Origin of the sequence: Gimesia aquarii (genome assembly GCF_007748195.1) — a bacterium.
GTDB classification, from domain to species: domain Bacteria; phylum Planctomycetota; class Planctomycetia; order Planctomycetales; family Planctomycetaceae; genus Gimesia; species Gimesia aquarii.
In genome coordinates, this window is sequence record NZ_CP037920.1 from 3,282,653 (window position 1) to 3,296,636 (window position 13,984).

Annotated in this window: 12 protein-coding genes; 2 read left to right on the forward strand and 10 right to left on the reverse strand. The window is 47.0% G+C overall.

Annotated elements, in window-relative coordinates:
• Positions 1-1,347: a DUF1501 domain-containing protein gene (locus V144x_RS13100; protein ID WP_144985603.1), complete on the reverse strand. Its 1,347-nt coding sequence runs from the start codon at positions 1,345-1,347 to the stop codon at positions 1-3.
• Positions 1,348-1,517: 170 nt separating this feature from the next.
• The gene (locus V144x_RS13105) at positions 1,518-1,805 is read right to left on the reverse strand and encodes a LexA family protein (RefSeq protein WP_197998911.1); all 288 of its coding nucleotides are present in this window, start codon (positions 1,803-1,805) and stop codon (positions 1,518-1,520) included.
• Between the two features lie 474 nt (positions 1,806-2,279).
• Here V144x_RS13105 and V144x_RS13110 point away from each other — a divergent pair, with 474 nt between their 5' ends.
• Positions 2,280-3,725, forward strand: coding sequence for a DUF1501 domain-containing protein (locus V144x_RS13110; protein WP_144985605.1), 1,446 nt, complete (start codon positions 2,280-2,282; stop codon positions 3,723-3,725).
• A gap of 6 nt (positions 3,726-3,731) precedes the next feature.
• Here V144x_RS13110 and V144x_RS13115 read toward each other — a convergent pair whose 3' ends face one another.
• From V144x_RS13115 to V144x_RS13140, 6 genes are all read right to left on the reverse strand, one after another.
• A complete protein-coding gene (locus V144x_RS13115) occupies positions 3,732-4,871 on the reverse strand; it encodes an ABC transporter permease (protein ID WP_144985606.1) in 1,140 nt (379 codons plus the stop codon).
• A 3-nt stretch (positions 4,872-4,874) separates the two neighbouring features.
• The gene (locus V144x_RS13120) at positions 4,875-5,600 is read right to left on the reverse strand and encodes an ABC transporter ATP-binding protein (RefSeq protein WP_144985607.1); all 726 of its coding nucleotides are present in this window, start codon (positions 5,598-5,600) and stop codon (positions 4,875-4,877) included.
• Between the two features lie 2 nt (positions 5,601-5,602).
• A complete protein-coding gene (locus V144x_RS13125; protein ID WP_144985608.1) occupies positions 5,603-7,156 on the reverse strand; it encodes an HlyD family secretion protein in 1,554 nt (517 codons plus the stop codon).
• A gap of 3 nt (positions 7,157-7,159) precedes the next feature.
• Complete coding sequence (locus V144x_RS13130; RefSeq protein WP_144985609.1) at positions 7,160-7,705, reverse strand: hypothetical protein; 546 nt, start codon at positions 7,703-7,705, stop codon at positions 7,160-7,162.
• A 54-nt stretch (positions 7,706-7,759) separates the two neighbouring features.
• Positions 7,760-8,929, reverse strand: coding sequence for an ABC transporter permease (locus tag V144x_RS13135; RefSeq protein ID WP_144985610.1), 1,170 nt, complete (start codon positions 8,927-8,929; stop codon positions 7,760-7,762).
• 115 nt (positions 8,930-9,044) lie between these two features.
• On the reverse strand, positions 9,045-9,422 hold the full coding sequence (locus tag V144x_RS13140; protein WP_144985611.1) for a hypothetical protein: 378 nt from the start codon (positions 9,420-9,422) through the stop codon (positions 9,045-9,047).
• A 503-nt stretch (positions 9,423-9,925) separates the two neighbouring features.
• Between V144x_RS13140 and V144x_RS13145 the strand changes: the two genes are divergently transcribed.
• Positions 9,926-10,462, forward strand: coding sequence for a carbonic anhydrase (locus tag V144x_RS13145; RefSeq protein ID WP_144985612.1), 537 nt, complete (start codon positions 9,926-9,928; stop codon positions 10,460-10,462).
• A 5-nt stretch (positions 10,463-10,467) separates the two neighbouring features.
• Here V144x_RS13145 and V144x_RS13150 read toward each other — a convergent pair whose 3' ends face one another.
• Together V144x_RS13150 and V144x_RS13155 are read right to left on the reverse strand one after the other, a co-directional pair.
• Positions 10,468-11,631 (reverse strand): multiheme c-type cytochrome, encoded by a 1,164-nt coding sequence (locus V144x_RS13150; protein ID WP_144985613.1) that lies wholly within the window; start codon positions 11,629-11,631, stop codon positions 10,468-10,470.
• Positions 11,628-13,769, reverse strand: coding sequence for a tetratricopeptide repeat protein (locus tag V144x_RS13155; protein WP_144985614.1), 2,142 nt, complete (start codon positions 13,767-13,769; stop codon positions 11,628-11,630). Before V144x_RS13155 ends, V144x_RS13150 begins: the two co-directional genes overlap by 4 nt.
• Positions 13,770-13,984 lie beyond the last annotated feature (215 nt).

Here is a 13,984-nt window from a genome sequence, read left to right on the forward strand (position 1 = left end):
TCAGACCAATTCGCGAATCGGTGTCTGCTGGTCGATTAAATATTGCGGACGGCCGGTGTTGTCTTCGATGGTGGTCGAAGCGACGTCGATTCCCAGGTTGTGATAGAGTGTTGCGAAGACTTCCTGCATATGGACGGGGCGGTCAACGGCTTCTTCTGCCAGTCGGTTTGTAGAACCAATGACTTGCCCGTTTTGCATTCCGCCGCCTGCCATTAATGCGGCATGCACGCGCGGCCAATGGTCGCGGCCCGCTCTGGGATTGATTTTCGGAGTTCTTCCAAATTCACCCCAGACGATAACGGTGACATCTTGATCCATACCACGTTCATGGAGGTCTTCGACCAATGCCGCCACACCCTGATCGAGTAAAGGGACAACCTTTCTGGCATACGCAAAGTTATTGCCGTGCCAATCGAAATGCGCAAAGCTGCAAGTCACACATCGGGCACCCGCTTCAACTGCGCGGCGTGCCAACAGAAAGCGGGACATGATGGCTTGATAGCCTTTGTCGAGCGAATAGTTCAAAACCTTGGGGCTGTCTTTGCCGTAGCGCGCTCGAACCTTGGGATCTTCTTTTTCCAGATCAAGAGCTTCTACTAACCGGGATGAGGAGAGAACTTCTAAAGCCTGTTTTGTATGTCCATCGTAGGTTCCGTCGGTCAGCCGCGTTTCAGCGACGTTGCGAAAACGATCGAGTCCCTTTAACAAGTGGGCACGTTCATTCAAGCGGGCAGGGGAGATGGAATTGAGCGTCATGTTTTCCATCACACGTCCGTCCGGTCGAAACGGAGCATGTTCTAGTCCCAGGAACCCAGAACTTTTTATGTTCCAGGGGTGATGAGCCATCGTGTGTGATAAATCGATGTAAGGAGGGACTGTGGGATTCACCGGTCCTTCCACTTTGGAGAGCGCTGAACCCAATGCAGGCCAGCCACCTTGAGGTTGTGCGCTGCGGAAGTGGTGACCTGTGCAACACTCAAATGAATCATGGCGGCCTTCCGCGCCGACGAGAGAGCGGATGATTGAAAACTTATCCATCATACCAGCCACACGTGGCATGAGTTCGCTGATTTGAATGCCGGGTACGTTCGTATTGATCGGTTTGAACTCGCCCCGTACCTCAGCGGGCGCATCAGGTTTCAAGTCAAACATATCCTGATGCGGAGGCCCGCCCGCCAGAAAGATCATGATCACAGCTTTGTGAGATGACGGTTTTCCGCTTTGTGCCTGTGCTTTCAAAATTTGAGGTAGGGAGAGCCCTCCCATCGCCAGACCACCAATTTGCATAAAGGAACGTCTAGGCACTTTGTCGCACAAACGAACTGGTTGATCTTCAAGTCTGAGCATCAATACTTACCCTCGGCGAAAAACAATCAGCTTACGAGCACTGGATCTGCAATGATCCCTTCAGTCATATAAGCATATGCTAATGTGTTCTGTTTTGATAGCACAATTGATCGTATCAATCAAAAATTTGAGAAATTAGTGATTCCGTGTGACACGCAAAATAGAGACGATTAAACAGCTCTGTCAAAAGCAATGCGCCCCTCTTCAACACTGCCATAAATCGTGAGCCGGTAACTGGGGATATTTTCTGTCAGTCTGATGCCACGCGATTGAAACGGGTCAAACATTATCCAGCCTTTTTGTTCAAGCACTTTCAATTGATTCATAACCAGGTTAGTCGATCGGATTTCAAGTACATAAACGATCTGATGCAAAGTAGGCGCGAGTCCTGTGTTGTCAATTTCATGTGTAATATAGTCGAGAATTTGCTGTTGCTGGTCAGTCAAATACTGGTTCATTGATTTCTCCAGTGCGCATCGGGCGCGTTTGATGAGCGCATTGAGGCACTCACAATCATCCATGAGAATCAGGCCCGGATTCCAATACAGGCCGTAACAAGAAAAAACGCAATGATTATTTTTAAGTGACTACCTTCAGCGAGTCACACGCGGCCACCACCAGGTGAACGGGGAGGGAATCAGCGAGAACAAAGCATATATACAGTATCGTCTTTCGTCAATCAAAAAATTGAGTTGCGTTCTGAAGATTCATCGTCACTTTGTGAGAACGTGGCTAAATTCAGTAGTAATTGGCATCTTACTCGAGTCGATCTGCTGATCAGTTCGAAATAAGAGAATATGAAAATGATCAAATTCTTTCTTTCGATTGGACTTTTACTGTACATCGCATTAGATTATATTGATGCGTTATAAAGCTTATTAAGATAACTGTTTACGCTTTAGTATTAATCTCTTGAGTTCAGGAGAGTTGAGATGCCTGCAAACAGTCCCCCCTGCCATCCACAAATTTCCCGCCGGACGGCAATTGAAGTTGGCTCCATTGGCCTACTCGGATTTGGAATCAATCATCTGGATGCTTTGCGAACTGAAGCGGCGGCACCACCGAAACATAAAACGGCTAAGTCCTGCATCTTCATTTTTCTATCGGGTGGATTGTCGCAGCACGAAAGTTTCGATATGAAACCGGAAGCGAGTGCTGAAGTTCGTGGCGAATTCGATCCGATCTCGACAAAGACTCCCGGTTTGAAGATTTCCGAACATCTTCCCATGTTGGCGCAACGGAGCCATCTTTGGTCATTGTGCCGTTCCTTAACGCATGGGTCGAATGAGCATTCGATGGGCCATCATATCATGTTAACCGGACGGTCGGATATTCCTGTGGGATTTAATCCGAGTCGTCCCATGTCGACAGATCATCCTTCGATTGCCGCCATCGCTGGAGATGTCATTCAACCCCGTACTAACTTGCCACCTGCTATTGCACTACCTGATAAGATTGTGCATCGCACAGGTCGCGTTATTCCGGGACAATTTGCAGGTAGAATGGGCTCGAATCGTGATCCCTGGATCATCGAAGCCTCGCCGTTTCATGTTCAGTCATATGGTGCGTTTCCCGAGTACGCGTTCGATCATCAGCAACGCGGCGGTGAGGATAAGCGTATTTTTCAAACCCCGCATCTCAAACTTTCTCAAGGTATGACACAAGGACGGATGAGTAATCGAATCAGTTTGCTTGAAGAGTTAGGAAAACAACGCAAGGTACTCGATATCGCAGGTCAGGTTGAAAGCTTTGATCGCTATCGTAGCGCCGCGATTTCTCTCTTAAATGATGATAAAGTCCACTATGCGATGGATGTCACACATGCGGATGATAAAACGCAGGAACGCTACGGAAAGAACTCTTTTGGCTGGTCACTGCTGATGGCTCGTCGTTTAGTACAGACGGGAGTAAATCTGGTACAGGTCAATCTGGGAAATAATGAATCGTGGGACACGCACGGCAATTTGTTCCCCCATCTGAAAGACAAGTTATTTCCACCGACGGATCGCGCGGTTTCTGCGTTACTGGATGACCTGTCTGAAAGTGGTGAGTTGAAAGACACTCTGATTGTGATGTGCAGTGAATTTGGGCGGACTCCTAAAATATCACAACTGGCAAAAGTATATGCCCGTCCGGGCCGCGATCATTGGGGAGCCGTCCAATCGATCTTCCTGGCCGGGGGAGGGATCAAAGGAGGGCGTGTCATTGGAGCGACTGACAAAGTCGGTGGATTTCCCATTGATCGACCTCAGAAGCCCGAGAACTTTGCGGCAACCATCTATCGCGCTTTAGGTTTACCCAAAACAACCTATTGGCATGATGATATCGACCGACCGCACTTCATCTACGATGGCGAGCCGATTCCAGGACTGACTTAGACCCGCTTAAATGTTTCTTAAAGCGGGCACAATTTCAGTGCGTGATGCATAACAGGCAGGGATGAATCCAGCACACAAACCGGTAACCAGCGCCAGCAACATACCCACCCAGGCAAGATGCAGCGAAGGAATAAAGGCGACAGTGACCGCTTCGGCTCCGACGGACAGGCTGCTGATTTTAAGAGTGATCAATGCAGCCCCGACGCCGGTCAGGCCCCCAGCGATGCTTAATACCGTGCTCTCTGCAAGGACCAATCCAAAAACTTTGAATCCTGAAAAACCCAAAGTTCGCAGGACCGCGTGTTCCTGAATACGATCTTCGACCGACATCAACGTGGTGGTTGCGACCAGTGCAAGAACCAGGCCTACACAAGCCAGCCCCAGATAGTGAGCCATTTTAATTAACTGTGATAAATCTCCCAGACTTTTTGCCTGGAAGACTCCCTTAGCACGCGTATTGGTTTCGACGGGACCACCGCGAAATCGCTCATCGATGGCGATACTCGTGGCGACAGGATCTGTGCCCGGCTTTAAGATCACTTCTAATTGTGTGACTGTGCCGACATCATTGACACCATGGCGTCTCTGTAAAAATTCGAGATGACTGTAAATATAATTCTCTTCGGCCGGATTACTACTTTGATAGATACCAGCCACATTGACCGAGAGATCACCAATTGAAAATTTGTCGCCGACTTTGATGCCGCGTCGCATGGCAACCGCGCGTCCGATAATGGCAGCGTCCTGATGTGATTCAAAGTCAGTCCAATTGCCGGAGATAAACTGAAAATCCCGCGCGGTACGCAGTTTTTGCGGGGGCACTCCATAAAACACGACGACATCCAGACTCGCACGACAATTATTTGTAAAGACCTGTATCGGGACAACGTCTTTGACCCCTGCGAATTTTGTGATTTGTTGATCATAGTCCTGGGGAAGATGGCTGGTAGCGGGGCAGAATTTATTTGCTTGAAATACGATTAAGGAGCCACGGGCCTCCTGGCGTTGTTTGAGATCGTTCATGCCTTCCTGGATCGATTGGATAAAGCAGAATACAAACAAGGCCACTGCTGAGCCTGCGACTGTTAAGATCGTCCGGGCTCGGTGTCCCCAAAGTGTTTTCAGGATGTAAGGAATAAGTTGCATCGTTTAATTCCCTTTAACAGTTGCCGCGGTTGTTAATGACTCTGCATCACAACGTTGTATCTGAACGAGCTTGCCATGATCGAGATAGAATTGTCGATCCGCAATTTGTGCCGCCTCGGCATCATGCGTTACCATAAGTAGTGTAATATCCAACTCACGGTTTAGACGTTTTAAAAGATTCAGAATTTGCTCGGACGTCTCTGAATCCAAATCGCCCGTGGGTTCATCGGCAACGACGATTTTGGGGTGTTTGACAATCGCGCGTGCAATACCGACGCGCTGTTCCTGCCCGCCTGACATTTGACGTGGATAGTGGTCGGCCCGATCGAGTAAATCGACAGCCTGTAATGCCACTTGAATGCGTTTTTTGCGTTCGGAGCGAGACATGGGTAACAGTAATAAAGGGAGTTCTACATTCTCATATGCCGTCAGCACCGGGACGAGATTATGTGTTTGGAATACATAACCCAGGTTGGCGGCCCGCCATCGCGCGAGTTGTGATCGGGAGAGCGCGGTGATTTCAGTTCCATCCACAATAATCGAACCAGAGTCGGGGTGGTCAATACTGGCGATTAAATTCAGCAGTGTTGATTTTCCCGTTCCACTGGCACCCATTAATGAGAGGAATTCTCCCTGTTCGATCTCCAACGAAACTTCGTCGAGCGGCGTGATGGTCTCACCTCCCTTATGATACTGTTTCGTGACGTGATTGATGACAACGAGTGACATAGTTAGTTTCCTTCCTGATCGGTTTCGCCTGTGACCTGAATTCGCTCGCCCGGAATAAGTCCCTCTTTGGGAGTGGAGATCAGGTGGCTGGTCAGGTTTAAGCCTTGTAAGACTTCAACCAGAGGACCGACTGTTTTCGTATCGACTTCAATTAATTGGCGTTGGGCAATGTTTTTAGATTGGTCAACGATCCAGGCAAAACTTTGTCCCGCTTCATTGGATTCAATCATTTTCCTGGGAATATAAATGCGAGTCTCTTCATTTGTTTTTGATGCCTCTTCCGAAAGCGCAGGGGCCAGAAACGTTACATCGACCAGCATTTCCGGCTTTAAAAGTGGTGAGGCAGCATCAATTTCGACTTTGACTTGTAATGTGTTTTTCTGAATGTCTGCTTCAGAGCTGATATAAAGTACTTTTCCCGTCACAGGTTGACTCAATGCGGGATTGTTGATTTGCACGGGCTGGTTTAAGCTGACTTTGGGAATTTCTTCAAAACGGACATCGACCCTGATCTGTAACATTTCAGGGCGGTACATGGTGACAACGGTACTGCCATCAAATCCTTCCATCTTCGTCAGCATATTCCCGATACTGGAGCCTGGATGCCCAATGAGCCGGTAGATGCGCCCATCAACGGGGGCACGGATCGTCATACGGTCTAAGGCCAGTTTGGCTTCATCTGCTGTGACCTGGGCATGCTCCAACTGTGCGATAGCTGCTTCAACTTTGGCGAGGGTTTCATCGCGTTCCTGTGTTTCTTCCGTCAATAGTTCCAGCTCTTTTTGCAGCGCGTCTTTGCGTGCCTGTAAAGCTTTCTGCTCGGCTACGAGAGATTCTTTGCGGTTATCTAGTTCTTCATATATTGCTTTGGCAGATTCCAATTCGGTCAGCGCTTCGTCAACGGTGCGCTGTGAGACCGCTGCTTTGGCGGAAAGTCTGCGTTCATAGTCATTTTTCGCAAAGTTCATTTTTGCCTTCGCACTACGGAGCATGAAAGGCAAATTGGTAAGTTCTGTGTTTTTCTTAGCCAGTTCTGCTTCTGCCTCTCTGAGAACAGATTCGCGATGCACCGGTTGCTCGAGACGAATTTGTGCGGCTTTTAAGATGGCTTTCATCTGTTGCAGTTCTGCTTTGCGCAGTTTCAGATTGGCGACGGCATGATTGTAGGTCAGTTCCGCATCTCTTCTCACCATTAACGCGATGGGTTGATCTTTTTTGACACTTTGATCTTCGACTACCAATAGTTGTTCAATGATTCCTGGCTCTAACGCAGCAACCCGAATGGGAGTGGGCCGTGGTTCGACCCAGCCTGCAGCCTGGAAGAGCGGCGTTCCTGCATTACGGATGGAAGACTGCGTCACAATCACAGGCATGACTGTGACTGGCTTGGGCGGAAACACAAGATCTCGAGAGACCCAGCAGATCAACGACAAAAAGCCAATCAGCAGTGTACCTGGTAAGAAATAACGTGTGATGAATCGAAAGCGAGTGTGTCCTCGTATCTGCGAGGACTCACTGCGATCGATGGCTAACTGTGATAAGTCAATTTGAGACATCACTTATTTCCTAATAAAGATCCCGTTAGCAAATACTGTGAGATTACCAGTGTCATCGCGTTTTGCTTTGCCTTTGACAACCACTGTTTGCAGTTCTTTCAGATTCAGCAGCTTTCTTGCATCTTCTTTAATGAGCGTGCCGTCTTCATCAACAACTTTGATTAACGCCATTGAGGTTGGCAGCTTGTCGGTTTCACAACAGTAATCCCAAGGCTTTTCACAACCATCGCCGGGAATATCACTACAGGCCTTAAGTGAATTATCAACAATCGAAAACACAGCGCGGCCGTCGACCCAGGGGTCTTCACTGCCACCAATGCGGCCCACGATGACGACCTCTTCATCATTTTGAGCAGATTCACGGGCTTTGATCACTTCTTCCGCACCCGCTGGTTCACTGGTCAGTAAGATTTCTGTGGTTGCAGTTGGCTTGCTGGGAGCCAGTTCAGTCGTACTCTTGTTTTCAGGTGTGGGAGTTGAGTTACCGCATCCGGTAACTAAGATTGTAGCAACTGATAACAACATCATTTGGCACATTAAACTTTTCATTTTTTCAATCCTTTTTCATTTTTGTTATGCCCGAAAACATGATTCGAGCGGTAGTTAAACTGATTTTAATCCATCGACAATCGGCAGTCTGAGCGCACGCAGGGCAGGGGGAATTGCTCCCAGAAGCCCCAGTAGCACACCCACACTACAGCCGATGAGTAGCGAAATGCTGTCGATTTGGAGTGTGAACGCACCCATGGTAAAACGAACAGAGATACCATTGATCAAAAATATGGCGATCAGAGCGGCAATCAGACTGGCTGTCACAGCCAGGAGAACGCCTTCCTGAATCAAACTCATTACAATCGCGCGGCGCATAAAGCCAATTGTTTGCAGTGTCGATAGTTCTCTGGTTCGTCCGACAACGGCACCGTAAAGCGTGTTCAAACCCGCGAACACACCGGCACCTGATACCAGAAAAACCACTAACCATGCCAGCATGCGAATGGGGCCATAATCTTTTTTGAGGCCTTGATAATAATTCACTTCTTGAATCGACTGGAGCTCAAGATCGAGACGTTCTTTACAAAATAGATTCAGATCCGGGTAATCCGCTGGCGAGTTCAAAGTGACTGCAACGACGCTTAAATCCTGACGTTTCATTGCCTGCTGTAATTCATCCAGGCGACACCAGATTTCTGATTCGAATGCCGAACCGGCGGCGGAAAAAATACCACTGATTCTCCAGGTCCGACCTTCCAAAATCAATTCTTTGCCGACGGAGATTTGCTCGTGGGAGACATTCAATTTGGTGGCCACCAATTGCCCTACAAGAATCTCTCCCGGTCCCGGCCAGGTTCCTGCTTCCAGTTCCACTTGTCTGCGAACCAATAGTGCCGACTGAGTCACGCCGCGTACAAGTCCCATTTCTGTTTCATCTTGTCCGGGAATCTTAATCTGAGTACCAAGATAAAGTTCAGGCGAGACATATTTGCGATCGTGAAATGTTTTAATGCCTTCCACACTGGCTGACACCAGTTCGTTCGTACGCATGGGAATCGAAGAATATTCCAGGTTTTCTCCCATTCCGAGCGAAAACAGCAATGCGACATCCGGATCACCACTGACAGTCAACGAGTGTTCCAAACCACGAATGAAACCGATCACGATAAAGACCAGCACAACGACAGTGGTTAAACCAGTCAGTGTTAAAAGTGTACGCATCGGTCGCCGAAATAAATTGCGAACGCCATATTCCCAGGGAATTAATGAGAAACGAAACATAAAAACTTCATTCTGAGTGAGCCGTTTATCAGCGGCTGATTACACGAAATCACGCGCAGGCCGCAACGAAACTGTGAACGAACAAAAGGTAGAGCGTCGAAAACTCAGAAATGAATCAGCACTGAAACGTCATCTGCAGACAACGGATCTCGCGCCCGGAAAGTCTGTCAGGTTCAACAGAGACTTCGCCAGACTGTTGGCTTAAGCTGATGAGCTGAAAATTTGCGTCCTGGAATGAGGGTTCTCCCCATAAAAGACTCAGCAGGGTCAGGTCAATGATGTTGGTGTTTTCAAAAATGGCACCAGTACAGAGACACTGACAACAATCAGAAGCAGGTTGCGGGATCAGAGGATCGCTGTTCGACTCTGACTGACAATGGCTGCAGCACGCACTAACACCTGACTCTGTACTTTCCACGTTTTCCTGCATGCAATTTAAGGGGCAAGCGAGAATCAACGCCGTCAATAAAAGAGGGAGCAATTTGGCAGTCATGATTAACCTTAGTGAAGTAGATTAAAATCCATACTAGTTTGTGAACAACCAGATGGCAATATCATTCTTGTAATTTTATAGAGTCAGGTGGCAGTACTTTTATTCAATATTACAGATGAATATTTTATTTACGTCTTTTAAGCGTCTATATGAATCGCATATTCCAGAGTTTTTTGTCTTCCAAATTATCGAATTTGCGAATTCAACAAATCCAGAAACGTATTGCTTGTTTCATGACGTTTAACTGGAACATCTATTTTCATTTTTGAAGTAAGGTTTATGTCGTTCACCTCTTTGTAGCTCTGATCAACGAATTTGCAATTTCGCCAGTTGTAGAAATTGTAATCAGGTCTTTACATCACTTCTGACAGAAGATTCTTAACTATAACTTGTAAATTTATTATGTAGGTATACAAAAAATTGTTGATAAATGGACCAATGTGCAATTTAATATATAGGACTTAGTTCTAGCCACGTTAACAAATTTAATTGAAAGTAAAATCATGCAAAATTCATCAAACGACAAAGTTCAGGATTGTTCTTACTTTCCAGCTCGTGGGCCAGTGCTTCTACTTAGTTGTATGGATTTGAGGCTTGTTGATGATGTCGTACGATTCATGGAACATGATGGCCTTACTAACCGGTATGACCATGTGATCATGGCCGGTGCCGCGTTAGGGGCACTTGGAGCGAATCGGAAAGATTATAAGCATTGGCGTAAAACCTTTATGAATCATTTAGAAACCGCACATAAACTGCATCGAATCAAAGATGTCTATATCTTAGAGCATCGTGATTGCGGTGCTTATCGTGAGTTTCTCGGACCCAGAGGAACGTTTGATGATACACAGTATAAGAAAGAATTAAAGACGCATCGCTGTTATGCAAGGCAATTGACTTGCGTCATTGAAGACTGGGCTGAAAAGGTAGGCACTAAACTGAATGTGAAATCATTCTTGATGGATCTGAGGGGGAATGTATGCATAATGACTCCTCATAAGAAAAAGAAGAAATGTCATAACTCTGATGTTTATTGTTGAGGTTTTTAAAATTTCAAATCAGGGAATCGCTGCTGATCGAGTTCACGAATTCGAATCCAGTGATCGGTGAAGGAGAGGTTGTCATGGACATTGACAGGGGGCATGTGGCATTTCAGGCATTCACTTTTCATTGGCTCCTGTGAACAGACGGGGGCATGTCCTTCAAGATTGCTATGACAATTGAGACAGATTTCTCGATAGTATTCGGGATCTCTGCTAGCTTGCTCATGGGGATCATGGCACGTTGTGCAGTCAAACCGTGAGGATTTTCCGGGAGGCAACTTGAGTTCTCCCTGTTTGATAAAACAAGGACTTTGAGACATTCCGATCGGAGCAAAACGAATCAGCAATTCATTGCTGGGATGAATTTCATCTGGCTCCAGTTGATCAGAACGCCGATGACATTCCCCACAGCGATTGATTGACTCCAGGGGAGTTAGTTGATTCCATTTTGTGAGCTTTAAATCTTTCTCTCCTTTTTCGACCGCTTTGATATGCGCCTCCCCATTCAAATGACAACGTATGCAAGAGACTCCCGCAATCATTTGAGATGTCTGGATTTCTCCTGGTTCATTTCCCAGGTACGATGTATGGCAACCGAAACAGCCCATGGTTTTTTCATGAGAAAGCACTTCCCCTAACGATTGGATGCCAGCCGTGTTTTCCGCTAATTCCTGAAGTCCGAGTGTGACACCTAATTTACCTGTTGGGTACCAGGAAACGATGTGTTGCAACAGTTCCGATTTTCCTGAATCATTTTTGAAAAGTGAAACCGGAGTCAAGGCGTGGAGTCCGGAACCAAAGACCCATTCGATACGAACCGGATTGGGATAAATGTTACAGTCAACCCACAAAGCGCCTTCCTTTTCGTAAAAACGGTATGTGTACCCATTTTCTTTCAATGTGACTTCTTTGCCAGCAAATTTATCTAAAACGTCAGCATCGGTCGCTTTCCTCAGCGTTCTAAGGTGCGGTGCCCCTGCAAATTGATGGCAGACTTTTTCATGACACTCACAACACTGTTTCATTTTTACGGGTTGTTCGGCTGAAAGGAGTTTGCGAACAAAGGGCGTGTGTTCCTGAGAGCCGTACAAGTACCAGGCTGTGCCCGACGCGCATGCCAGGAGCAGTATCAACAATGGTGTCAAAAATGGAAATTTACCGTTCATTGAATCGATTTCAACATGATCTGACTAGGTACGGCCAGTCGGTTGTCGGGATGCTGTTGTATCAACTTTTGTAACAAGAGTGCCGCACTTTGAGGATCACCCGATTCGAGCAGGATCTGGGCTTTCGCATATAGTGTCTCGCTATCATCGGTTGAGAGTTTCTTGATGGCTGCCTCCCAGTCTCCCCGTGCATAGTCCTGAATCGCGTTCTGGAATGTGTCGGGGACTTTGCGCGGCTCAACTGGTTCTTTTATGACCAGACCTGAAAAGTCTAACGGACGAACACATACTGATTTTGATGTATGATAAGCCAGTGATCTTAAATGGCTGGCTGAACCGGTTTCTAATTTCTCTTGATATCCCAGTTCTTTTTGGCACAGATGAAATTCCTGGATTACTGCTGGAGTATGGTAGTGTTGCAATAATGGGTGCAAAACACGTAATGCGGCCGTATAAAGTTTCATTGCCCGGAATGTTTTTGCCTGTAACAAGGAAGGTCGCGGGTTAGGAAGACCGGTGAATGCACCCCAGAGGTCAAAGCAATCAGGCGTTCCGGAGGCCTCTGGAAGTGAATAAGTCCAGGCTTGCCGGTTGAGAAACTCTTTGGCAGGTAGTAGCGCCACGATTTTGGGGCTACTCAACAATTCGCCAGACCAGCCAAACGGAATCACAGAAGCATCAACAGACATCGGTTGCCAACGACTGTCTATCAGAGCGCGAATGGTTTTCGCGTCGCCATTGGGTACCAGTAACAACTGGCAGTTTCTTTTTTTCAGTCGAACCCACCAGCCTCCCCAGCTATTATCAGATCGGGGATGTTGAAATACCCAGCCGTTCGATAATTCTTGATTTAATGAGATCTCTTCAAACAGTAACCCTTGCAGCAGCGCTTGCCTCAATGTTCTGACTGGTTGAATTTTTCGATCAGATTTAATCCAGCAGAGCATGCCTGTTGAAGCGATTCCCATACAGTGGCCCGTACCACGATAGTCGATAGGGCCAATCGTTTGATTTAATAATGTAATATCCAGTTCAGGATCAATTCCCCAGCCTAATCTTTGTGGGTGTCCTGATAATGTACCCGAAGCGGACTTCCAGCTTATCAGGAACACACCAATGATGAGTAATAACCTCCCCATTGCCGGAGAAATAAGTAGTTTCCATTTCTGAACCTGGACTGGTACATCGTGGGTGAGCATACATTGACAGACCAGTAGTGAGACACCAATCACGCACGGAGGCAGGCAATCATAGTTGGTCCAACCTGGTATTGCGAAAGCAAGAAAAGCAACGGTGTCAAGCCAATTCGCCGAATGCAATATTAGTAAGAGAGCCATCCACGCCGTCAGAATTCCAAATGCCAGAACTTCAATCGTGGCGCCTTGCTGAAACGTGGGTTGCCAAATCGTAAGCGAGAGTAATACCCTATCATAAAACAGGCCGGGAAACAGTTGCACAAAAGAATCAAAAGGGGTGAACCATCCGCGTGGAGTGACCATTAATGCCAGACATGTTGCAAGAAGCATGAGGCAAGTCTGTTTCCGAATTGAGGTACTCTCTGTTCGAACTCCTTTTAACCAGGGAACGAAGAGCACCACTGGAATTCCCAGTAAACTGAGCGGTGAAATATTTGCCCAAAGGATGAGTAAGACCAAAACAGGAAGCTTTTTTTTCCAATGCGGCTCCTGACACCAGCGTTCGGTCATGATCCAGGTCAGAAATAAAAACCAGCAATCCAGGAGTCGCGGCGTTGGTTGCCAGGCAGGATTGGCTGCCATTAAGGTTAGTGTCACGACGAAAAAAGCACGCCAGTTGAGCTGTGTCTCATAACGATTCAATAATGAATAGAGCAGCAGTCCCACAGCGGCAATTTTTAGAATCATCAATCCCGAAAAGCCTGCTACCTGATAGGCGAGATAAAACGGGAGCCCTCCCAGCCAGTCTGCTTCAGCAGGATTGTTTCCGGCAGTTAAAATGGGACCTGGAGGTGACAAATCAGAAATGACGACTCTTCCGCGACTCAGTTGCCACCAGATTTCTGGAGCGGAGAGGGGAGTCAGAACAAAACTGACCGTCATCACCAACAGCAAAAATCTGCGCAGTCGCCAGTCAATCGTTGATAAGTCCTGTTCAGTCATGCAGCGCTGGATTATGAGTATTAAAAATAAGAAAAATAAAGAGTTACGGACGAAGTCGGAGAGTAGTGTCAAGTCAATTATAAAGAGGAGATGCAGGGATGAATATGGTGGTTTTGACTTGCCTGATGAGAATTTTCAAGATGTGAACTTAAAATCGATAAGATCGCTCTCCTATAAGGCTCTCTCATAGATTCACAGTACCCTAAAAGATGAAT

What these genes read in the sequence shown, in the direction of transcription:
- V144x_RS13100 (WP_144985603.1), bottom strand. Translation starts at nt 1,347, where the DNA reads ATGCTCAGACTTGAAGATCAACCAGTTCGTTTGTGCGACAAAGTGCCT.
- V144x_RS13145 (WP_144985612.1), top strand. Translation starts at nt 9,926, where the DNA reads ATGCAAAATTCATCAAACGACAAAGTTCAGGATTGTTCTTACTTTCCA.
- V144x_RS13135 (WP_144985610.1), bottom strand. Translation starts at nt 8,929, where the DNA reads ATGTTTCGTTTCTCATTAATTCCCTGGGAATATGGCGTTCGCAATTTA.
- V144x_RS13155 (WP_144985614.1), bottom strand. Translation starts at nt 13,769, where the DNA reads ATGACTGAACAGGACTTATCAACGATTGACTGGCGACTGCGCAGATTT.
- V144x_RS13130 (WP_144985609.1), bottom strand. Translation starts at nt 7,705, where the DNA reads ATGAAAAGTTTAATGTGCCAAATGATGTTGTTATCAGTTGCTACAATC.
- V144x_RS13115 (WP_144985606.1), bottom strand. Translation starts at nt 4,871, where the DNA reads ATGCAACTTATTCCTTACATCCTGAAAACACTTTGGGGACACCGAGCC.
- V144x_RS13125 (WP_144985608.1), bottom strand. Translation starts at nt 7,156, where the DNA reads ATGTCTCAAATTGACTTATCACAGTTAGCCATCGATCGCAGTGAGTCC.
- V144x_RS13150 (WP_144985613.1), bottom strand. Translation starts at nt 11,631, where the DNA reads ATGAACGGTAAATTTCCATTTTTGACACCATTGTTGATACTGCTCCTG.
- V144x_RS13105 (WP_197998911.1), bottom strand. Translation starts at nt 1,805, where the DNA reads ATGAACCAGTATTTGACTGACCAGCAACAGCAAATTCTCGACTATATT.
- V144x_RS13140 (WP_144985611.1), bottom strand. Translation starts at nt 9,422, where the DNA reads ATGACTGCCAAATTGCTCCCTCTTTTATTGACGGCGTTGATTCTCGCT.
- V144x_RS13120 (WP_144985607.1), bottom strand. Translation starts at nt 5,600, where the DNA reads ATGTCACTCGTTGTCATCAATCACGTCACGAAACAGTATCATAAGGGA.
- V144x_RS13110 (WP_144985605.1), top strand. Translation starts at nt 2,280, where the DNA reads ATGCCTGCAAACAGTCCCCCCTGCCATCCACAAATTTCCCGCCGGACG.